The 21,871-nt window shown below is 31.1% G+C and carries 17 protein-coding genes and 1 tRNA gene; 6 read left to right on the top strand and 12 right to left on the bottom strand.

What is annotated here, in order from left to right; translation table 11 throughout:
* Window position 1: 1 nt before the first annotated feature.
* The 8 genes from Q0776_RS09705 to Q0776_RS09670 form a co-directional block, all read right to left on the bottom strand.
* Window positions 2–2,719: a DNA methyltransferase gene (locus Q0776_RS09705; protein WP_298367558.1), complete on the bottom strand. Its 2,718-nt coding sequence runs from the start codon at window positions 2,717–2,719 to the stop codon at window positions 2–4.
* A 341-nt stretch (window positions 2,720–3,060) separates the two neighbouring features.
* Window positions 3,061–3,399: a hypothetical protein gene (locus Q0776_RS09700; protein ID WP_298367555.1), complete on the bottom strand. Its 339-nt coding sequence runs from the start codon at window positions 3,397–3,399 to the stop codon at window positions 3,061–3,063.
* 339 nt (window positions 3,400–3,738) lie between these two features.
* Entirely contained in the window at window positions 3,739–3,981 is a 243-nt protein-coding gene (locus Q0776_RS09695) for a hypothetical protein (RefSeq protein ID WP_298367553.1), read from the bottom strand.
* 67 nt (window positions 3,982–4,048) lie between these two features.
* Complete coding sequence (locus Q0776_RS09690; protein WP_298367551.1) at window positions 4,049–5,254, bottom strand: hypothetical protein; 1,206 nt, start codon at window positions 5,252–5,254, stop codon at window positions 4,049–4,051.
* Between the two features lie 3 nt (window positions 5,255–5,257).
* On the bottom strand, window positions 5,258–5,575 hold the full coding sequence (locus Q0776_RS09685) for a DNA-binding protein (RefSeq protein ID WP_298367550.1): 318 nt from the start codon (window positions 5,573–5,575) through the stop codon (window positions 5,258–5,260).
* Window positions 5,576–5,662: 87 nt separating this feature from the next.
* Entirely contained in the window at window positions 5,663–6,757 is a 1,095-nt protein-coding gene (locus Q0776_RS09680) for a hypothetical protein (protein WP_298367548.1), read from the bottom strand.
* 63 nt (window positions 6,758–6,820) lie between these two features.
* Window positions 6,821–8,041 carry a site-specific integrase gene (locus Q0776_RS09675; RefSeq protein ID WP_298367546.1) on the bottom strand — a complete coding sequence of 407 codons (1,221 nt, stop codon included), beginning with the start codon at window positions 8,039–8,041 and terminating at the stop codon, window positions 6,821–6,823.
* A 242-nt stretch (window positions 8,042–8,283) separates the two neighbouring features.
* A tRNA-Ser gene (locus Q0776_RS09670) sits at window positions 8,284–8,368 on the bottom strand.
* A gap of 111 nt (window positions 8,369–8,479) precedes the next feature.
* Here Q0776_RS09670 and Q0776_RS09665 point away from each other — a divergent pair.
* Window positions 8,480–9,232: a sulfite exporter TauE/SafE family protein gene (locus Q0776_RS09665; protein WP_298367545.1), complete on the top strand. Its 753-nt coding sequence runs from the start codon at window positions 8,480–8,482 to the stop codon at window positions 9,230–9,232.
* A gap of 69 nt (window positions 9,233–9,301) precedes the next feature.
* Window positions 9,302–10,351 (top strand): chorismate synthase, encoded by a 1,050-nt coding sequence (gene aroC / locus Q0776_RS09660; RefSeq protein ID WP_298367544.1) that lies wholly within the window; start codon window positions 9,302–9,304, stop codon window positions 10,349–10,351.
* A gap of 27 nt (window positions 10,352–10,378) precedes the next feature.
* Here the strand turns inward: aroC and Q0776_RS09655 are convergent, their stop codons facing one another.
* The 4 genes from Q0776_RS09655 to gltB form a co-directional block, all read right to left on the bottom strand.
* Complete coding sequence (locus tag Q0776_RS09655) at window positions 10,379–10,936, bottom strand: PepSY-associated TM helix domain-containing protein (RefSeq protein WP_298367543.1); 558 nt, start codon at window positions 10,934–10,936, stop codon at window positions 10,379–10,381.
* Window positions 10,937–10,957: 21 nt separating this feature from the next.
* Window positions 10,958–11,482 (bottom strand): hypothetical protein, encoded by a 525-nt coding sequence (locus Q0776_RS09650; RefSeq protein WP_298367533.1) that lies wholly within the window; start codon window positions 11,480–11,482, stop codon window positions 10,958–10,960.
* Window positions 11,483–11,719: 237 nt separating this feature from the next.
* The gene (locus tag Q0776_RS09645; protein ID WP_298367532.1) at window positions 11,720–13,177 is read right to left on the bottom strand and encodes a glutamate synthase subunit beta; all 1,458 of its coding nucleotides are present in this window, start codon (window positions 13,175–13,177) and stop codon (window positions 11,720–11,722) included.
* A 4-nt stretch (window positions 13,178–13,181) separates the two neighbouring features.
* Window positions 13,182–17,693 carry a glutamate synthase large subunit gene (gltB, locus tag Q0776_RS09640; RefSeq protein WP_298368535.1) on the bottom strand — a complete coding sequence of 1,504 codons (4,512 nt, stop codon included), beginning with the start codon at window positions 17,691–17,693 and terminating at the stop codon, window positions 13,182–13,184.
* Between the two features lie 274 nt (window positions 17,694–17,967).
* Here gltB and Q0776_RS09635 point away from each other — a divergent pair, with 274 nt between their 5' ends.
* From Q0776_RS09635 to Q0776_RS09620, 4 genes are all read left to right on the top strand, one after another.
* Window positions 17,968–18,387 (top strand): helix-turn-helix domain-containing protein, encoded by a 420-nt coding sequence (locus Q0776_RS09635; protein WP_298367531.1) that lies wholly within the window; start codon window positions 17,968–17,970, stop codon window positions 18,385–18,387.
* A gap of 112 nt (window positions 18,388–18,499) precedes the next feature.
* Entirely contained in the window at window positions 18,500–19,720 is a 1,221-nt protein-coding gene (locus Q0776_RS09630) for a hypothetical protein (RefSeq protein WP_298367530.1), read from the top strand.
* A 19-nt stretch (window positions 19,721–19,739) separates the two neighbouring features.
* Window positions 19,740–19,994: a DUF4212 domain-containing protein gene (locus tag Q0776_RS09625; RefSeq protein WP_298367529.1), complete on the top strand. Its 255-nt coding sequence runs from the start codon at window positions 19,740–19,742 to the stop codon at window positions 19,992–19,994.
* A 23-nt stretch (window positions 19,995–20,017) separates the two neighbouring features.
* The gene (locus Q0776_RS09620) at window positions 20,018–21,709 is read left to right on the top strand and encodes a sodium:solute symporter family protein (RefSeq protein ID WP_298367528.1); all 1,692 of its coding nucleotides are present in this window, start codon (window positions 20,018–20,020) and stop codon (window positions 21,707–21,709) included.
* Window positions 21,710–21,871: the final 162 nt, after the last annotated feature.

Here is a 21,871-nt window from a genome sequence, read left to right as displayed (position 1 = left end):
TCTATATTTTCTTTTTACGAGTTCTTTTAGGTTTTTCTAACAATGTATTTTTATTTATCATCTTTTCATATTCTTTGAAAAGATACTCTAAGCGCTCTGTATCACTTGTAAATGGTTTTAAACGGTAACAACGCTCAATAGCTAAATCTAATTGGTGGTGTACTTCCTTTAAACCTTTGGGCATTTTATCTGGGTCGTAGAGTTGCGCCAGCGTTTTTTCTGGATGTTTTTCTCTTTCTTCTAACACTTCAAAAACATGTAAGTTAATTTGTTCTTTCTGTTTTTTGTTTATTTCTGGGAATGGAAATGTATTATAGCAAAGCGTATTTGAATATTGAATACGTGTTTCTAAGCGACCAGCAACAGCCTGAATCCAAACATTATGTATTTTAGAAGATAATAAACCAAAAATCCAAGGCTCTGCATCAAATATAGCTCTTGCACCATTTGATATTATAAAATCAGGACTTAAATACCCAATAGGAATATACTCTCTTCTTTCAGATGTAGTTTGAGGTATAAGAATTGTGGAATTAATACTAAAAAAGAAATCTCTAAATTGGTGAGCTTTACTTGCCAAATTTTGTGCTCCGACATCTCTACTTTTTAGTCTAAACTCTTTCGTTTCCTTTATTCTATTAGATATATCATCTATTTTTTTTGCTTCTTTCAAATCTTCATCCTCAATCCATAAACAATATCTACATGTATTATTCAAAAATTCTGAAGCACCTATAAACTTCTTAATATAATTATAAGAGTTAGGATTATTAGAAATAAATTTATTTTTTTCATTTTCATTCAATATTAAATTACCTCCGTCAACTGGCTTGTTTCCAGATATCATTTTAGGTAATTTGGAAATAGGGTTGCTCTTTTTAGAAATAAAAAGATTTTCTCCTGCTTGTAAATATCCATTAATATTAGGTACTTTAGATTTTAGTCCTAGATTGAAAATTGGCTTTAAGTTATTAGATTTATTCTGTAATCCGATAATAACGACAGTTACTCCAGCATTTCCTTTTGCATTGTTAGTCCATTTAAAAGATTGATGAGCAAACCCTATTTCTATCCCTCCATTAAAAATATTAGGCCATAATAGTTCAACTTGGATACCTTGAGTAATAGAGTTTGTTGTTACAAAAGCCAATTTTGAATTGAATCCTTTTATATAGTTACTTCCTTTTATAAACCAACTTGTTATGTAATCTAAATTTTTGAACCTTTTATACCTCGCAAAAACGATTTCCATATCTTTTTTTTGTTCAGTATTCTGCATACTTGAACCTAAATATGGTGGATTTCCTAATATATATACTTCATCGGCTAAATCAATAGGGCAAACATTTTTCCATTCTATGCGTGTTGCATTATCTTGAGTGATATGGCCAGCTTCTTTTAATGGTAATATTGGTTTAGAACGACCAAAATCAAACAATTCATCTACAAATATTTTGTTCATTTGATGCTCAGCTAGCCAAAGTGATAATATAGCCATTTCGTGAGCAAAATCATCTAATTCGATTCCATAAAATTGGGATAATTTAATATTGGTATAAACCGTTTCTGTTTGATATGGTAGTTTGCTTGCTTTTCTATTGAAGTCAATTTGTTGCCAAATTTTAATTTCTAGCAAACGTAATTCCTTATATGCAATAATTAAAAAATTACCACTACCACAAGCTGGGTCAAATATTTTGAGTTGTCCTAACCGACTTATAAGTAATTTTAATTTTCTCTCGTTATCTTTATATTTTTCAAATTCATCGTACAACTCATTTAAAAATAAAGGTTCTATTACCTTCATAATATTTGGTACAGATGTATAATGCATTCCTAAACCACTTCTGTAAGCTGGGTTTACAACCGCCTGAATCATTGAACCAAATATATCTGGATTAATTTCGCTCCAGTCTAAATCTCCACAATTAATAATTATTTTTCGAGCTTCTTTATTAAATTTTGGAGATTTAATTGTATTACGAAACAAGCCACCATTTACAAATGGAAATTGTGAAAAATGAGATGCTTCTTTGCTGTTATCTTCAGTATTTAACACCTTAAACAAACGATTTAAAAACGTATGAATGTCACTTCCATCTGTTTGAGTATGTTGCTCTAATGTATCTGTAAACATTCCTTCAACAGGAAATATTGCAGTATCCTCGGCAAAGAAACAAAATAACAATCTTGACAGGAAAATGTTGAGGCTGTGACCGCCATCTTCATAGATACTTGGGTTTTCTTTAACCAATATATCATACAGTTTGGCCATTTCATAAGAAGCCTTTCTATCTGCATAATTTTCATTTGTGGATTGATATTTCTCTTGGCCATCCCAAGGTAAAAAGAAGCTAAAGTGTTTAGCTATTTCAAGAATTGGAGTATCAAGTGTTTGGCCAGTTCTAATATCTTTTGCTAATAATGTTTTATAATCAGTAACTATTACAAAACGTGGATTGTATTTTAAAGAGCTTGCATCTTTAGTAAGTTCATCTATTGTATGTAAAAGATTTCCAGTTTCGACCTCTTTAAACAGCATTTTACTTTTGTAAAGCACTTCACCTTCAACTTTAGATAAATTGAAATCTCCTCTTTTTAAACGAGTTATAGATGTTTTTGAAATGCCATAGGCCAACAATAAGTCGTAAATGAACTCTTCTTTGTTGAAATTTTCAACTAAAGCAATAATATTTTTTTCAATTTGGGATGCATTCATTTGATGTAGCTCTTTTTCTTAGAGTATCAAAAATAAGCATCTTTTTTGAGTTTAAAAGCTAATTTATAATTAAAACCTTCTTAGTAGATTCAGGATGTATTTTTACTACCTTTGTCGTTGACCTTAATTTAAGGTATAGATGTATAACGTAATAAATCATTTATTATGAAATTACCAGTAAACAGCCGAATTTGGGTTGGAAAAACAGGTGTTTACATTAAGCTAGGCGGTAATGGTCGTAAAGGTAAAACTTTAGCTTATTTTCCATCTAAGTAAATTTGAAAATAATTACAATCCATATAGCGGTTGAGTACTAAGCACCTTAATGAGAAGGTGCTTTTTTATTTGTGTTTTGTCGTCATCTGCTTAAACCAACTTTTAACATCAAACTGGGCTTGTATAATTTTACGAGCTGCTGATTGAGAAGTTGCATCACAATAAACTTTTACTGGGTGACCTCCACTTTTTAAACGAATTGAACCAGAATACTTTTTTAAATTTGTTAGTGAATGGTTTCTTTCGGTTAACTTTTCTCGGGCTTCTTCCATTTCCTTCCTAACGTTTAGGATTTTAATTTGATGTAAAATTTTATTTCTTTTGTCTTGGTCGTTCTCGTCATTAAGCTCCAGTTGCTTGGTAGCAATTTTAGAGTTTATGATATCTGTTTTATTTTCATCCATAATTTTTTATAATTTGTTTACGTGTGCGTTTGCTTTTTATGCTATCAATCTTTTTTATTGAGAAACCTCTTCTTTTATTTTATATCCTTATAGTTTAGACGTGTCGTACTCTTAAAAAAAAGCACCTCAAAAAAATTTTCAAAAATTTTCAAAAATTTCATGTAAAGGTTCGACTGGCTTCTAAGAGGCGGGTGCGGGGGGATATATAAGGCGGTGTACGGCATTAGCTAATCTCATAGTTGACTACCTCCCGCCAGGACCTTCATTAAAGCACTTAAAAACATTAAGTATATAATTAGTTGGAATATATAGAAGCGCCATCAAAAGGTCTTAAATCATTTATTTCCAATATGGATTTATTTCCTTTAGAACACAAGGAACATATTGATTTGATTGGTTAAAAGTTTCTTGTCTCCACCAGCAATCCTCTATGAAGATATCCTTACTAATTAATTTAATTTCTTCACCCCGAAACAGTTTTCCTAGCATTCCATGATGCTTTAATATTGTATAAGTTTTGTGTTCTAATTCAGGAATATAGCTCTTGTATATTTCGAAAGATGATACTTTTTTTGTTTTCATAATAATTGAAATTTTAATATTTGGTTATATATAAATAGTTGGTATTTGCATTTTAAGGTGTAAAAAATCATGATTTATTTTTAAAATCAATGTTAAGTTCTTTCACAAAAGTTTTAAAATGATGCCAATATCTTTTTATAGTTGACAGGCTTACTCCCATTAGGATTGCAACACTCTTTTGAGTGATTTTACCTTTCTCAGTGAAATCCCAATCCTCAATAATTTCATATATAATAGCTTTGGTTATTTCGCTTTTCATTTGACCGAGTTCTTTATTAACCAACGGCATTATTTCTTTATGACTTAATTTAATAGTAGGATTGAATAATATTCTGCGCTCTTGATTATAAATCATTTCAAGGTCGTTATTCTTCAATTTTTTGAATACACTATTAATAACACCATTGATTTCTTTTTCAGATAGTTTAGGTTTCATAATATGTATGTTAATACTATCACCTAAACTTTTCATATAGTTTTTTGATATTGTTGGATTTAATGCAACGATTTGACAGAAGTAGATAAATAATATTGAATTTCTTCTACCAGTTTTTACTTTTAAAGGTAAATACGGATTACATATCAATTCTTTTTTTTCTGGAAAGAAGATATATGGCTTTTCACTATCAATAAAATAATCATCAATATTATTGTATCTAACTTTAGTGTTTGTAGATGTTTCCAAAAAAGTACCATTTGTTTTTAACCTCTCCTTCCCTTTTTTAAAGTTATTAGGAGATGATACTTTTTCTTTATTAGTATAGTGATATGTTATTGAATCTGAATTGAAATATAAATCTGAATCATAACTTAATACTGTTTGTTGAGTAGCTTTTCTAGCATTCACATCTGTTGTTACACCTATTTTATCAGATATTTCATTGTAAACATATTTGAAATTATCCAATGTTAGATTATCAACTTTAACCAATAAGCCATAGCCAGTATTTGAAAGTGACCGCCATGAAGCATAGATTAATTCACTATCTGGAACAAAAAGATTATTATCGATATCAATATAAATAAGACCTGTTGGTTCTATAATATTTTTGTTAGAAGCATTCCCATCAAAAAGAAAATTAAAACGAAACGTAGGTATTAAATTTGTTTTAATTGAATCATAATCTTCTTCTTTTTTATTAAAACTTCTGGCATACTCAATATGCTTTAAAGCAGAGTCTCCATTTTTAATAACTCTAAGAACCTCTTCTACATCTTTTACAGCTTCAACCTTAGAACTTTTAGCGTTCTTATATTTAGTAACCTTAAACATGTCCTAACTTGCTTTATTTTGGAATAAATCCCAGTTAGAGTTTTTTTTAAGAACGTCATTCAATTGATTAATAGGGTAGAGGTATACGTCACCAAGCATGGTGAATGGAATTACACCTGATTCTCGATATTTTATTATCGTATTAGGTGATAGACCAAAATTTACTTTAAGGTCTTTGTTTCTGTAGTAGCCTACTTTATGTGTAGTTGTTTTTTTATTGAGATTTTTGTCAATATCATCCAGTCTGTTTAAAACTGGATTTAATAGACTTTCAAGTTTGTCTGTTGATAATAGAACTAGTTGTGAATTGTTGTTTTCCATAATATGCTGTATTTTAAATTACTATACAGCAAATTTCGGAGTTTTTGTCAGCAATGGCTAGGGATTCCCTAGCATTCCCAGTGAATTTTAAAATTCTTCGGAATCTATTTCCTTTATTCTTTCTGTTAATTTTTTGATTAAATCTTTTAGGAATTCTTTTTCCATATTTTGGTGCATTACTCTTTCTTCCATACCATAAACTTTAGAATATTCCTTTTTTATATCTTTAATTAGTTTTATTTCACCGTTGTGAGGAAAATACATATTAGCATTAGCAATATATTTTTTAAGTTGAGTATGTGGGTGCTTAAATCCTGTGTTATCAACATGAAAATATCCAAAATCGCTTAAATTTTTAAACAACATGGCAATTTCTTTCTTATTTATTTTAAATTCAAGTTTTAGATTGTTTGGGTTGTTATTATGAACTTCTTCAAATGTTAATTCTTCTCCATAATTTTCTACTTTTTTAACAAGAACAATTAAATACTCAATGTATTCAGCAATTCGTCCTAGCATATCCTTATTAGACTCTAAAAAAAGAGATAAATATGCATAGGAATAGTATCTCCCCAACAGACTTTCTTTTGCACTCAATCCATAATCCTCATCAAACTCACCATCTAGACCAAAATAATTTTCTAAACCAAATTCATCAACTGTTGGGGCAAGTTTTTCTAAATCTTCCTTTTTTGAGATATCAAGTAACATTTCATCAATTATATTTTTAGACTCCAAAAAATCACCATTATACATATCGAAATCTTCTAATTCAAAAAGTTTAGCCAACTTTTCTAATACAGCTTCGTACATATCATCTCTTGGGAAATCTATGTCACTAGTTTTTTGTTTAGCTTCTTCATAATCAACCGAAGCAATGTAAATTTTAGTAATAGATTTTAGATATTCTAAATCTGAAAAATTTAATTTAATTTGCTCCTTGTATTTATGTAATACATCTTGGTGAAATAATTTCAAGAAGTTAATTTTACCAGAGCTATCCAAATCAGCTATTAAATCAATCTTTTCCTTAATTCGTTCTTCATAATCATTAAAATAACTACTATCAATTTCATTGACCCAACTTTGGTTAACCGTAGTATTTCCACTTAGGTGATAGTATATAATATCTGGATTAAAAATATTTTCAATTTCTATATTTAATTCTATAATGTTTTTCATAAAAGTATTATATAATAAAAGCCCTCATAGTTGAGGGCTTCTAATTTATTAATTTTATTGTAACTAACAGAATTTACTACTTAGTTTATCCATGTCTTTTTTGACATTTGGGTCAAGAACCTTTGCGTAATGTTGAGTCATAGCAATTCTAGTATGCCCCATCATTGAAGAAACATTTTCTATAGCAACTCCATTACCTAGGGTTACGGTTGTAGCAAATGTATGTCTAGCAACATAATGTGTCAGTTTTTTATCAATTTTACATAAGTCAGCAATCTCTTTAAGGTATTCGTTAATCTTTTGGTTACTAATTGTTGGGAGTAATTTATCACCTTCTAAATGAGCATACTTATCTAGAATTCGTTTTACTGGAGGTAAAACAGGAACATTAGATTTTACATTAGTCTTTGCACGGTTTGTTTTAATCCAGTAAGAGTCATTACTATCTTTTATTAAATTTTTTTCAGTTAATTTTTCAACATCTACTGGAGCGTAACTTGTATAGCATGAGAACAGAAATATATCTTTTACTTTATTTAGTCTTTCGGTGCTAAATTCTTTGGATTCAATTCTTTCAAGTTCATCTTTGGTTAGGAATACTGCATCTTCAATTACCAACTTTTCTTCATAACATAAAAAAGGGTTTGTAGTACATAAATTATATTTAATCCCATATTTACAAATAGTTTTAAAACATTGAAAATACTTTACAACTGAATTATGACTTATACCAACTTTATTCTTAAAAGTAGATTCGTATTTAAGGAAGTTTTCTAAATTGTAAATAAATTGATTATCTATATCGGTAATGTTAAATGATGTTTTACGGTGTTTTATTCTAATATAATTGGATAATAAATCTTTAGCTCGATTATATTTTTGTAGTGACGCTTTGCTACGCTCTCCAGCTTCAAACTTTATCTTAAAGTAATCATTGTGTTTTTTGAATAGTTGTATAATGTCTATAACTCCAGATTCGGTTGATTTGCCGTTTAGTTTATTTTTAATATCTAATAATGTAACATCTGGATTGCTTCTAGAAAGGTCAAAATAATTAGATTCAATTTTATTTTCAATTAAATCAATAGCAATTTTACTGTTCTTTTCGGGGTTTAAGCGAAGCTTATTCCTTAGCTTATTAGTAAACATCCATCTTTCTTTACTGATAAACTTACCAGTACTTAAAGTTGTTGATTTGCCTTGTAGTTGAATTTTGGCATAAATAGGAGATTCACCTTCGTTGTTTTGCTTGTCTGTTTTCAGGTAGAAAAATGTTTTAATCATAGTTTTACGTTTTAAATTATTTGTAAATTTATCAGTAAAACAGGAGGTTAGCTAGGGATTCCCAGTCATTCCCTAAGAAAGTTAGTTACCCTAATTTAGACTATAACCTAAGGTAACCTATAAGGTAACTGAACTTTGATATATATAGTGTATTTTGAATATATACCAAAAAACAAAAAACCCTCTAAACGTAATGTTTAAAGGGTTTTGATGTTTAAAGTGTCATTTGACAACTTCATCAGCGGAGAAAGAGGGATTCGAACCCCCGGAGGTATGACCCTCAACAGTTTTCAAGACTGCCGCATTCGACCACTCTGCCATTTCTCCAATAGCGAGTGCAAATATAAAACGCTTTTTTGTTTCCCTCAAACTTTTTTGCGTTTTTTTTATATTTATTTTCATTTTTTTTTAAAGTACATTTGGCACTCAATAAATTAAATGAATCCAATAGTTGAAATTATTATATTATTAGTTGTGGGTTTTGTTGCAGGAGCTATAAATACCATGGCTGGTGGAGGCTCTTTATTATCATTACCAATTCTTATTTTTTTAGGACTTCCTCCAAATATTGCAAATGGCACAAACCGTATAGCAATAATCTTTCAAAATGTTTTTACAACAGCAGGTTTTAAAAGTAAAGGGGTTATTACGTTCCCATTTAGTATTTATGTAGGAATTTCGGCTCTATTTGGTTCTATTTTAGGAGCGCAAATTGCAGTTGATATTAAAGGAGAAACATTTAATAAAATACTTGCTTTTATAATGGTTTTGGTTGTTTTGTATATGGTTTTAAAATCAAAATCAAAAAACATACAAGCAATTGAAAGAACTTCAGGTAAGCATTTATGGTTGAGTATAGTTCTATTCTTTTTTGTTGGTGTTTATGGAGGTTTTATACAGGCCGGTGTTGGATTTATTATGTTATTGATATTGTCTTCAATAAATAATATTTCTTTGGTGAAAAGTAATGCCATTAAAGTAACTGTTGCCTTAATTTATACCATAGCTGCTGTAGTCGTTTTTGCTTATAATAATTCTATTAATTGGAAGGTTGGATTAATTTTGGCTTTAGGAAATGCAACAGGAGGATGGTTTGCCAGCAGATGGTCTGTTGATAAAGGAGATAGCCTAATAAAAAAGTTCTTAATTGTAATGGTTATTATAATGGCAATAAAACTTTGGTTTTTTTAAATTTATTTCAAGGAATAAATAAACCTTCTGTTAAATTCTTTTTTTAAATTTGTCACTTAAATTTTTGATATGTCTAATACGTTTGGAAAAATATTTACTTTAACAACATTTGGAGAATCGCACGGTGAAGCAATTGGCGGAGTAATTGATGGGTGTCCAGCAGGAATTGAGCTAGATTTGAAAGCTATTCAGATAGAAATGGATAGAAGAAAACCAGGTCAATCTAAAATAGTAACACAGCGAAAGGAACCAGATGAAGTAAGATTTTTATCTGGAATTTTTGAAGGTAAAACTACTGGTGCATCTATTGGGTTTATTATTGAAAATGTGCACCAGCGTTCAAATGATTATTCTCATATAAAAGATTCATTTCGACCTTCTCATGCGGATTATACATACGATAAAAAGTACGGGAATAGAGATTATAGAGGTGGAGGAAGAACATCGGCACGCGAAACAGCTAATTGGGTTGTAGGTGGGGCAGTAGCAAAACAAGCTATTCCTTCTATTAAAATTAATGCCTATACCTCTTCCGTAGGTGATCTTTTTTTAGAAAAACCATATCAAGATCTAGATTTTAGTAAAATTGAGGATAATATTGTTCGATGTCCCGATGCTGATGTAGCTGATCAAATGATTTCTAAAATTGATAAAATAAGAAAACAAGGTGATACAATAGGAGGGACTGTAACTTGTGTTATTCAAAATGTTCCAATTGGATTAGGTGAGCCAATATTTGATAAACTACATGCGCAATTAGGTAAGGCTATGCTTTCAATTAATGCCGTGAAAGGTTTTGAATATGGTAGTGGTTTTTGTGGAGCAAAAATGAAAGGAAGTGAGCATAATGATATATTTAATTCTGACGGATCAACAAAAACTAATCTTTCAGGAGGAATACAAGGAGGTATAAGCAATGGAATGGATATTTATTTTCGTGTGGCTTTTAAGCCAGTTGCTACAATTATGCAGGCTCAACATACTATAGATAAAGATGGTAATATTGTTGAAATGCACGGTAAAGGTCGTCACGATCCATGTGTTGTTCCAAGAGCTGTACCAATTGTTGAAGCTTTAGCAGCAATGGTACTAACCGATTTTATAATATTAAACAAATAGAAAAAGCCCTCAGTGAGGGCTTTTTTTTTAGATATATAGTATTAAAAATAGGATAGGAATTACAAAACCAAGAATGGTATAAATTCCTCCTCTTCCAAATATGCCCTTTTTTCCTTTAACCATAAAAAGAGATGTTATTGAAAATAAAATTAGTGCAACTGCAAAAGCATCAGAAAACCAAGTCCATATTCTATTAGGGTTGTAGTGTAAATAGTTTGTTTCAAAAAACAGAGGCCGTTTTTTTAAATATTCTACCGTACCTTTTCCATTTCGTATATTTACAACTATTGAAGAACCTCCTTTTAGGAAAATTTTTAATCTATTATTATTTGGATAGTAATGCTTTTTATAATTATTTCTATTATCAATATCATCTAATAGAAGTAAAATGGTTTCTTTAATATCCAACGAGTTGTTTAATTTTAAATTAGTATTAAAGTTTTTTAATTCTACCGAATAATTTGGATTCCAATCACTCATATGGTTTAAAGCAATACCTGAAATTGCATAAATTAAAGTTGTGCCAATAAAAAAATAGCCAATATCTCTATGGAGAATTCGGCTCCATTTTCTTAAGACTTTCATTTTCATAATAAATAGTATCAATTATTCTATTTCGGTATGAGAAACATATTTTAAAGAATAGTTAGAAATATGATTAATACCTTCAGCTTTCATTTTATTTCTATACTGTTGCAAGTGTTTCTTTTTGTTTTCAAATTGTTCTTTATTCGATTTTCCTTCAGAATGACTTTTAATATTATCTTCTTCCATTTTTAATAAGTAAGCTTCATCAATTCGGTCTTCTAGAACAATTCCTGTAACTATTATTTCACTTCCTTTTAAAGATTCTTCAAAGCGTTCATCCGAAAAAACATGAGCATCTCCTTCATCAGTAACCAATAATATTTTTTTACCTCCATGTTTACATACGTGATCTACAATTCCAGATACTTTTATTTCTTTTGAAATAAATTCACCTGCTTTTTTATCAAATTCAGCCAAATTTAATACAGGTATTTCTGTTACTTCTGAAATTTCGGTTTGTTTAACCTGTTCAGTTTTATTATCTGTTTTACATGAAAAAGTTAAAATACATAGTGCGAATAACCAAAGAAATACTCTCATCATATTGTTTTTTTTATGATTAAAAATTAAGTTTAAAAACTCTAAGTTAAAATTGTTATTACATAAAAATGATGATTAAAATCAGTTGGGTAAAATAAATTATGTTACTTTAGTTTCATTAAGTGTTTAATTAACAAGTATGTAGGGAGTTGTAATTTTTGATAATATTGGTTTAAAACAAAAAAAATCATCTTTGAATTAACAAAGATGATTTTAATATTCAAAAATTATTATATTTCGTTACAAAGGAGGTAAATCTCCATTTCCTTTTGTAGGTAAATAACTATACCCCATCAAATATTCATCAACTTGTTTAGCTGCCTCTCTACCTTCTGAAATTGCCCAAACAATTAGAGATTGGCCTCTTCTCATATCACCAGCTGTAAATATTTTTGGGTTTTTAGTTTGATAACCATTAGCTTTATAGTTACTTCTAGCATCTGTTTCTAATTCTAGTTGTTCACTTAATATTGACTCTGGGCCAGTGAATCCAAGTGCTAAAAGTGCTAAATCACAAGGCCAAGTTTTTTCTGTACCTTCAATTTCAATTAGTTCAGGTCGTTGTCCTGGAACCATTTTCCATTCAACATTAATAGTTTTTAAGGCAGTTAACTCTCCCTTTTCATTTGTAATAAACTCTTTGGTATTAATTAGCCAGTTTCTATCACAACCTTCTTTATGAGATGAAGATGTTTTTAACTGAAGAGGCCAATATGGCCAAGGAGTTGAAGGGCTTCTATGTCCAGGAGGTTTAGGCATAATTTCAAAATTAGTTACAGATTTTGCTCCTTGTCTGTTAGAAGTACCAACGCAATCCGATCCTGTGTCTCCACCACCAATAACAATAACATCTTTACCTGTAGCTAAAACTTGTGGCTTGTCCAATTCCTTATCAAAAACAACTTTAGTTGCTTGAGTTAAAAAGTCCATTGCTTGTACAACTCCTTTTGAATCAATTCCTTTTGTTGGAAGGCTTCTTCTAACAGTTGCTCCACCACACAATACTACCGCATCAAATTTCTTTAATTTTTTAATTGGATAATCTACACCAACATTTACATTAGTTTTAAATATGATTCCTTCTTTTTCAAGAATATTAACTCTTCTGTCAATTATCCCTTTTTCTAGTTTAAAATTTGGAATTCCATATCGTAATAACCCACCAACTTCATCGTCTCTTTCAAACACAGTTACTGTATGTCCAGCACGATTTAATTGCTGTGCTGCAGCCAATCCGGCAGGACCAGAACCAACAACTGCAATTTTCTTGCCTGTACGTTTATTTGGTATTTGTGGTACAATCCACCCCTCTTTAAACGCTTTTTCTACAATGTTTTTTTCAATATTTTCTATTGAAATAGGATCATCAATTAGTCCTAACACACATGCTTGTTCACAAGGAGCTGGGCATAATCTACCCGTAAATTCTGGAAAATTATTTGTAGAATGTAATATCCAAGAAGCTTTTTTCCATTCTCCTTGGTGTACCATGTGATTAAAATCTGGAATTAAATTACCAAGTGGGCAACCACTGTGGCAAAATGGAATTCCGCAATCCATACATCTGGATCCTTGTTCAGTAAGATCTTTTTTTTCTAAAGGAACGGTAAACTCTTTATAGTGTTGTACTCTTTCCTCTACTGATTTATATTCTTCGTCTTTTCTTTCGAATTCTTTAAAACCTGTTACTTTTCCCATTTCCTTAAACTGTTAATTCTTCTACCATTTGTTCTTCAGTCTCTAAACGTATCAATGCACGTTTATATTCAATAGGCATAACTTTCACAAAATTGCTTAAGCTGTTGTCCCAATCACTTAATAATTCTTTACCTCTATTACTGTTAGTGTAAAGAACATGTTTTTTAATTAAACCTTTTAATTCTTCAGCTTCTTCGGTTTCAATAGGTTCAAATTCAATTGTCTCAGTATTACACAATCCATTTTTAAATTTGTGTTCAGGGTCGTATACATAAGCTATACCACCACTCATACCTGCGGCAAAATTTCGGCCAGTGTTTCCAATAACTATAACTTTACCACCTGTCATATATTCACAGCAATGATCTCCAACACCTTCAACAACAGCAGTTGCTCCAGAGTTTCTAACAGCAAAACGTTCTCCAGCGATACCATTTATATATGCTTCACCTTGAACTGCTCCAAACAAACATACGTTTCCAACAATTATATTGTTTTCTGCTATAAAGGTTGCAGCTTTTGGTTTTTTTACAATTATTTTTGCCCCAGATAATCCTTTTCCTAAATAATCATTGGTATTTCCATCAACTATGAAAGTAAGGCCTGGAGCCCCAAATGCACCAAAACTTTGTCCTGCTGATCCAGTAAAGTTTATATTTAAGGTGTCTTCAGGTAATCCTAAATGTCCATAAATTTTAGAAATTTCATTACTAATAATGGCTCCTGTTGAACGATCAATATTTGTAATAGGGTAATCTAAAATCATTTTTTCTTTTCTGTAGATTGCTCTATGAGAATCTTTCAAAATTTTGAAGTCGATAACATTATCTAAGTCGTGATCTTGTTTTTCAGAATTTCTTAAAGGCATTTTTGTGTAACCTTCTGGTCTGTGTAAAATAGAAGTTAAGTCTAATCCTTTAGCTTTGTAATGTTTTATAGCTTTATTTGAATCAATTTTTTGTGTTTGTCCAACCATTTCATCCATTGTACGGAATCCAAGTTGCGCCATAATTCCTCTTAGTTCTTCAGCAACATAGTAGAAGAAGTTTATTACGTGTTCTGGTGTTCCTTTAAAGTTTTTACGCAATTCTTTATCTTGAGTTGCGATTCCAACCGGACAAGTATTTAAATGACACTTACGCATCATAATACATCCAGAAGCTACTAATGGAGCAGTTGCAAAACCAAATTCTTCGGCACCTAAGAGAGCTGCAATTGCAACATCACGACCAGTTTTTAATTGTCCGTCACATTCTACAACAATTCTTGAGCGCAAATCGTTCATAACTAAAGTTTGTTGGGCTTCTGCTAAACCAAGTTCCCAAGGTAAACCTGCATGTTTTAATGATGTTAAAGGAGAGGCTCCTGTACCACCATCGTAACCAGAAATTAATACAACATCTGCTTTTGCTTTTGATACACCAGCTGCAATTGTACCTACACCAACTTCTGAAACTAATTTTACATTAATTCGAGCTTCTCTATTGGCATTCTTTAAATCGAAAATTAGCTGAGCTAAATCTTCAATAGAATATATATCATGATGTGGAGGAGGTGATATTAATCCAACAAAAGGAGTTGAATTTCTGGCTTCAGCAATCCATGGCAATACTTTTTCGCCAGGCAATTGACCTCCTTCACCAGGTTTTGCACCTTGTGCCATTTTAATTTGAATTTCTTCGGCATTAGATAAATAATGAGAAGTAACGCCAAATCTACCTGAAGCTACTTGTTTAATAGCAGAGTTTCTGCTGTCTCCGTTTATATCTTTTTGAAAACGTCTTCTATCTTCACCACCTTCACCAGAGTTGCTTTTACCTCCAATACGGTTCATTGCTATTGCAAGGTTTTCATGTGCTTCTCTAGATATAGATCCATAAGACATTGCTCCCGTTTTAAAACGTTTAACTATGTCAGTCCAAGGTTCAACTTCTTCAATAGGAATTGGATCGAAGTTATTAAACTCAAACAATCCTCTAATGGTCATTAATCTTTCCGATTGCTCATTAATGGTTTTGGCGTAAACATTGTAACTGTCTTGATCGCTTAACCTAACAGCTTGTTGTAATTTTGCTACTGTAGTTGGGTTAAACATATGTCTTTCACCATTACGTCTCCATCTATAATGACCTCCAATATTAAGTCCTAATCTGTTTTTTATTAATGTTTTAGGATAGGCGTAATTGTAGCGAGCTGAAATTTCTTTTTCAATTTCGTATAGTCCAACACCTTCAATTCTTGAAGCTGTATATGGGAAATATTTTTCAACAAATTTAGAGTTGAAACCTACTATTTCAAAAATTTGAGAACCTCTATATGAATGAAGTGTTGAGATTCCAATTTTATTCATAATTTTTAGTAAACCAGTTCCAATAGCTTTATTAAAGTTATTAACTGCTTTTTCTTCATCCATTCCCGTAATAAATCCTTCTTTAACTTGTAAACGAATAATTTCATTTACCATATAAGGATTTATAGCGCTTGCACCATAACCAAATAAAGTGGCAAATTGATGCGGTTCACGAGGTTCGGCAGATTCTATTACAATATCAAAATAAGAACGTTTTCTTAAACGATTCATTTGATGGTTTACATATGAACACGCTAATAAAACTGGAATTGGAGCCATTTCTTCATTTGCTCCTCTGTCAGATAAAATAATAATGTTATTTCTTTTATCTACCGCTTTTGAAACCTGGCGAATAATATCTTCTAAGGCATCTTCTAGGCCATTAACACCCCTTTCTTTTTTATAAAGTATTTCAATTGTAATTGCTTTAAAATCTTTACCAATTGAAATATTTCTTATTTTTTCTAAATCGTTATTTGAAATAACAGGATTTTGAATTCTAAGTTTTTTGCATTGCCTTTGAGATATACTAAATATATTTCTGTCTTTACCTAATGCTAAACTAATATCAGTTACAATTTCTTCACGAATACCATCTAAAGGAGGGTTTGTTACTTGTGCAAATAATTGTTTAAAATAGTTTGAGATTAATTGAGGACGGTCTGATAATACAGCTAAAGGAGTATCAATACCCATTGAGCCTAAAGCTTCTTTACCGTTTTGAGCCATTGGTGTAATAACCTCTTGAATATCTTCAATTGTATAGTTATATAAACGTGAACGCGTTTTAATGTCTAAAGTTTCAATTGGACATTCTTCGTTATTGTTTTCAACATCTTTTAAATGAATCCTTGTTTCATCTAACCAAGCTTTATATGGTCTTTCGGAAACAATTTTGTTTTTAATTTCTTCATCATTAATTATGCGACCTTCATTCATGTCAACTAAAAACATTTTACCGGGCTCTAACCTTCCATGTTTTTCAACATCTTCAGGGGCAATATCAACTACACCTATTTCAGAAGACATTATTAATTTACCACTTTTGGTAACTGTATATCTTGATGGTCTTAAACCATTACGATCTAACAATGCACCAATATAATCTCCATCTGTAAATGGAACAGATGCTGGTCCATCCCAAGCCTCCATTAAACAAGCGTTGTACTCGTAGAATGCTTTTCTTTCTGGAGACATTGTTTTATGCTTTTCCCAAGCTTCAGGTATAAGCATCATCATTACTTCAGGTAAAGACCTATCGGTTAACGTAAGTAACTCAACAACCATATCCATTGATGCTGAATCTGATTTACCTGGTAAAATAATTGGGAATAATTTGTCAATATCACTACCAAAAAGATCACTTTTCATGATTTCTTCACGAACTCGCATTCTGCTAACATTACCACGTAAAGTATTAATTTCACCATTTTGACACATATATCTAAATGGCTGAGCTAATTCCCAAGAAGGCATTGTATTGGTTGAAAAACGTTGGTGAACTAAGGCTAATCTTGTAACTAAATCTGGTTGTTGTAAATCGGTATAATAAGGTCCAATATCTTCGGGCATAATAATACCTTTATATATTAGGGTTGTATGCGATAAACTTGAAACGTAAAAATATGGTGCTTCAGACATTTTTGAAGCAGCAATTGTGTGTTCAGTTATTTTACGAGCAGCGTATAGTTTGGCTTTAAAATTAACTTCTTTTTTAATTCTACCTTTACTAATAAACACTTGCTCAATTCGAGGTTCTGAAGCTAGCGCAATTTCACCAAGTTGAGTAGAATCTACTGGAACTTCTCTCCATCCTAAAATTTTAAGACCTTGATTGTTAATTTCCTGCTCAAATATATCTTTACAATAGGTATACTGATTTATATTTTTTGGGAAAAACACCATACCAACAGCATATTCTCTAGGAGCTGGTAATTCAAATTCACAAACTCTACTAAAATATTCATGCGGTATATCAATTAATAGTCCTGCTCCATCTCCCGTTTTACCATCTGAACTTACACCTCCTCGGTGTTCAAGTTTTACTAAAATTTCTAGTGCATCGTGAATAATCTGATTCGTTTTCTCCCCCTTCAGGTTGCAAATGAAACCTGCACCACAATTTTCATGTTCAAATTCTGGTAGGTAAAGACCTTGTTTAATCATATTAGGTTTAGTTTTAATCATAGCTACAAAAATAACCAAATTTTAATAAAACCTTTAATTGAATTGCGAAAACGTTGTAATTATGATAAAGGATTAAATGAAATGTTGAAAAGAATTAAATCAATAAAAAATTTGTTTGAATATTATGAAATTAATAAAAAGAAAAAGTTATTGATGTTGATTTTTTTTTGGAATCGTTATAATTTTCGTGATTTTAATCTCTTAATTTTTAATTATTATGCTAAATTGGTATATTTATGCAAAATAAATATATATGAAAATTGATTGTTGTCCAAATTGTGGTTCGAATAAATACGTTAAAAGCGGTGTTATTAATAAAAGACAACGTTATAAATGTAAAGAATGCGTCTACTATTTTACGGTTAATAAAGTTGGTAAACAAATTGATTCCTATTATGTTAATAAGGCATTACAGCTTTATTTAGAGGGGTTGAGTTACAGAGAAATTGAACGAATATTAGGAGTTTCGCATGTTAGTATAATAAACTGGGTTAAAAAATACAATATTAAGCGCCCTTATAGTTTTGAATATCATTCAACTTACAAAATATTAAATGCGGAAGAGCTTGCAAAATATTTCTCAGATAATAAAAATTTAATAGGTGCAGGTGTTATAGTAACTGAACTTGGAGATAAATATATGTTAATAAAATGGGAGCGTTTTAAAGAATAACTATATATATTACCAATTATATATACTCAATTTAGATTGAGTCATATTTCTTATCATATTGTGAAGGTTAAAAAAAGTTTTTTTAAATCAACAAATCAAAATAATTCACATTATGAAACAAATTAAAATACTACTTTTTAGTGTATTTATTTTATCAATTCATGCTTCTTTTTCACAAGGATCACCAGATTATAATGGAGGCTTTAAAATTAAGTTTAATGACGATGGAAGTAAGTACTTAAGAGTTATCTCATGGGGACAGTTTCAAGCTGTTTATAATGATAATGTCCCTGATAATACAAGTAAAATGAGCTTTAATGTAAGACGAGCTCGTGTATTATTATTATCTCAAATCACAAAAAAGTTTTTATTAGTTACTCATTTTGGGTTAAATGGGTTGAATAGTGCCAACCTTCATCCAGTGGGTAAAGGAGATGGTAATCAGATATTTATGCACGGAATCTGGGGACAATGGAATTTAAACGATAACCATACTGTTGGTGGCGGATTACATTATTGGAATGGTATTTCAAGATTAAACAACCAAAGCACGTTAAACGGTTTAACTTTAGATAATAATCGTCAATCATGGGCTACTATAGGGTTGTCCGATCAATTCGCCCGTCATTTAGGATTCTTTATAAAGGGGAAGTTTGATAAGTTTAAGTATCAATTAGCTATAAATGATGCTATACCAAATGGATTGGATATGCGTACACCAGAAAATGGTGGAGCAGCTGTATATGGAGGGAAAAGAATTTTAGGCTCTAAAGATGCTGGTTTTGCTTACGCTGGGTATTTTGAATATAATTTTTTAGATCAAGAATCTAATACATTACCATATAAAGTAGGGACCTATTTAGGAACAAAAAAGGTTTTTAATATTGGTGCAGGTTTTTTTACGCATCCTAAAGGTGCTGTTTCAGCATCTTCTTCAGGGGAAATGGAAGGTGAGAATGTTTCTATTTTGGCTGTGGATGCCTATTATGACGCTCCTTTGAGTAATGATGGAAGTGCTATTTCGGCTTATGCAACTTACCAATCAAATAATTATGGTAAAAATTATTTGTATAGCGCTTATGGAACAGGGAGTATGCTTTACTCACATGTTGGGTATCTTTTTGCGGGTGATGTAAACAAGGCTAGATTTCAGCCTTATATATCATATGGAACAAATAGCTATGATGCAGTAGATGACAATAGAAATGTATTTGGTTTAGGTACTAATATGTTTTTAAGTGGTCACAATTCAAAATTTACATTAGAATACAAGAATCAAAAGTTTGGAACAAACACTGGTACTGTTACGCTTCAAGCAATGATTTATCTATAATAATTAAAACCAAACTATTATGTCAAAAAAAGATATGAAAGCATATTGGAAAGAGAATCTAGGATATTTAGCAATTTTGTTAAGTATATGGTTTTTAGTTTCCTATGTCTTCGGAATTTTATTAGTAGACCAATTGAATACAGTTAAACTTGGAGGGTTTAAACTGGGATTTTGGTTTGCGCAACAAGGATCAATGTATGTATTTGTAATCCTAATATTTGTCTATGTAAAAATGATGAATAAGCTGGATAAGAAATATGGGGTTGATGAATAATTAATTTAAAAGAAAATTATATCATGGGAATATTAACATGGACATGGATACTTGTTGGAATCACTTTTGCGCTTTATATAGGAATTGCAATTTGGGCTAGAGCAGGATCTTCAAAAGAATTTTACGTAGCTGGTGGAGGTGTGCCTCCAATTATGAATGGTATGGCTACAGCAGCAGATTGGATGTCAGCTGCATCATTTATTTCATTGGCAGGTATTGTATCGTTTACAGGATATGATGGGTCAGTATATTTAATGGGATGGACTGGTGGTTATGTACTTCTAGCACTACTTTTAGCACCATATTTAAGAAAGTTCGGGAAATTTACAGTACCCGATTTTATTGGAGATAGATATTATTCGAACACAGCGAGAGTTGTAGCGGTAATTGCAGCTTTAATTGTTTCATTTACATATGTTGCAGGACAAATGCGTGGTGTTGGAATTGTATTTTCGCGTTACTTAGAAGTTGACATCAATACAGGTGTATATATTGGTATGGCTATCGTGTTATTTTACGCCGTATTAGGAGGTATGAAAGGTATAACCTATACTCAGGTTGCTCAGTATTGTGTATTAATATTTGCATTTATGGTGCCTGCAATATTTATTTCGTTTCAAATGACGGGTAATCCAATTCCTCAATTAGGATTTGGAGGAGCAGGTGAAGACGGTATTTACTTATTAGATAAATTAGATGGATTATCTCGAGAACTAGGCTTTCATGAATATACTTCTGGAAGTAAATCTATGATCGATGTTTTTGCTATAACAGTGGCTTTAATGGTTGGTACGGCAGGTTTACCGCACGTAATTGTGCGTTTCTTTACAGTGCCAAAAGTAAAAGATGCTCGTGTATCGGCTGGTTGGGCATTATTGTTTATAGCCATCCTTTATACAACGGTACCTGCAGTAGCAGTTTTTGCAAGAACAAAACTAATTGAAACTGTAAGTAATGCAGAATATGCCGAACTTCCAGAATGGTTTGGAAATTGGGAAAAAACAGGTTTATTAAAATTTGATGATAAAAATGGTGATGGCGTTGTTCAATATGTAGCGGATAATTCGGTAAATGAATTAACCATTGATAGAGATATTATGGTATTAGCAAATCCTGAAATTGCTCAATTACCAAATTGGGTAATTGCATTGGTTGGAGCTGGTGGATTAGCGGCTGCATTATCAACTGCTGCCGGTTTGTTACTGGTTATTGCTTCATCCATTTCTCATGATTTATTTAAGAAAATAATAAAACCAGATATCTCTGAAAAAGGAGAATTGTTAGCAGCGCGTTTTAGTGCGTTCGTTGCTGTTTGTATTGCAGGATATTTTGGTATCAATCCACCTGGATTTGTCGCCGCCGTTGTTGCGTTAGCATTTGGCTTGGCTGCAGCATCATTCTTTCCCGCAATTTTGCTAGGTATTTTTGATAAGAGAATGAACAAAGAAGGTGCTATTTCAGGGATGATTGTTGGATTGACATTAATGTTCTTTTATATGGCAAAATTTAAATTGGGATGGTTAGGTGATAAACCACCTGCAAGTGAATGGTGGTTTGGAATTTCACCTGAAGGATTTGGAACTGTTGCTATGATTGTAAATTTTGTGGTATCGTTAGTTGTGTCAAGAATGACACCTGCACCACCTGAAAACATTCAAGAATTAGTTGAACATATTAGAATTCCATCTGGAGCTGGTGAAGCAAGTGACCATTAGTTTTAATAGTTAGTATATGCAGCACTATAATAAAATTATAGTGCTGTTTTTAAATTAATAATGTAAATAAGTCATTTTGAAAAAAAGACATCAACAAAAGTTAGTTGTAATTTCAGTTATATTACTGTGTTTATTTAACATTCCTATAATATTATTATTTAA

Source organism: uncultured Lutibacter sp. (assembly GCF_947495725.1).
Taxonomy (GTDB): domain Bacteria; phylum Bacteroidota; class Bacteroidia; order Flavobacteriales; family Flavobacteriaceae; genus Lutibacter.
This window is presented reverse-complemented; position numbering and strand designations above follow the sequence as displayed.

What these genes read in the sequence shown, in the direction of transcription:
- Q0776_RS09690 (WP_298367551.1), bottom strand. Translation starts at nt 5,254, where the DNA reads ATGTTTAAGGTTACTAAATATAAGAACGCTAAAAGTTCTAAGGTTGAA.
- Q0776_RS09655 (WP_298367543.1), bottom strand. Translation starts at nt 10,936, where the DNA reads ATGAAAGTCTTAAGAAAATGGAGCCGAATTCTCCATAGAGATATTGGC.
- Q0776_RS09675 (WP_298367546.1), bottom strand. Translation starts at nt 8,041, where the DNA reads ATGATTAAAACATTTTTCTACCTGAAAACAGACAAGCAAAACAACGAA.
- aroC (WP_298367544.1), top strand. Translation starts at nt 9,302, where the DNA reads ATGTCTAATACGTTTGGAAAAATATTTACTTTAACAACATTTGGAGAA.
- Q0776_RS09665 (WP_298367545.1), top strand. Translation starts at nt 8,480, where the DNA reads ATGAATCCAATAGTTGAAATTATTATATTATTAGTTGTGGGTTTTGTT.
- Q0776_RS09620 (WP_298367528.1), top strand. Translation starts at nt 20,018, where the DNA reads ATGGGAATATTAACATGGACATGGATACTTGTTGGAATCACTTTTGCG.
- Q0776_RS09650 (WP_298367533.1), bottom strand. Translation starts at nt 11,482, where the DNA reads ATGATGAGAGTATTTCTTTGGTTATTCGCACTATGTATTTTAACTTTT.
- Q0776_RS09695 (WP_298367553.1), bottom strand. Translation starts at nt 3,981, where the DNA reads ATGAAAACAAAAAAAGTATCATCTTTCGAAATATACAAGAGCTATATT.
- Q0776_RS09705 (WP_298367558.1), bottom strand. Translation starts at nt 2,719, where the DNA reads ATGAATGCATCCCAAATTGAAAAAAATATTATTGCTTTAGTTGAAAAT.
- Q0776_RS09630 (WP_298367530.1), top strand. Translation starts at nt 18,500, where the DNA reads ATGAAACAAATTAAAATACTACTTTTTAGTGTATTTATTTTATCAATT.
- Q0776_RS09685 (WP_298367550.1), bottom strand. Translation starts at nt 5,575, where the DNA reads ATGGAAAACAACAATTCACAACTAGTTCTATTATCAACAGACAAACTT.
- Q0776_RS09645 (WP_298367532.1), bottom strand. Translation starts at nt 13,177, where the DNA reads ATGGGAAAAGTAACAGGTTTTAAAGAATTCGAAAGAAAAGACGAAGAA.
- Q0776_RS09700 (WP_298367555.1), bottom strand. Translation starts at nt 3,399, where the DNA reads ATGGATGAAAATAAAACAGATATCATAAACTCTAAAATTGCTACCAAG.
- Q0776_RS09635 (WP_298367531.1), top strand. Translation starts at nt 17,968, where the DNA reads ATGAAAATTGATTGTTGTCCAAATTGTGGTTCGAATAAATACGTTAAA.
- Q0776_RS09680 (WP_298367548.1), bottom strand. Translation starts at nt 6,757, where the DNA reads ATGAAAAACATTATAGAATTAAATATAGAAATTGAAAATATTTTTAAT.
- gltB (WP_298368535.1), bottom strand. Translation starts at nt 17,693, where the DNA reads ATGATTAAACAAGGTCTTTACCTACCAGAATTTGAACATGAAAATTGT.
- Q0776_RS09625 (WP_298367529.1), top strand. Translation starts at nt 19,740, where the DNA reads ATGTCAAAAAAAGATATGAAAGCATATTGGAAAGAGAATCTAGGATAT.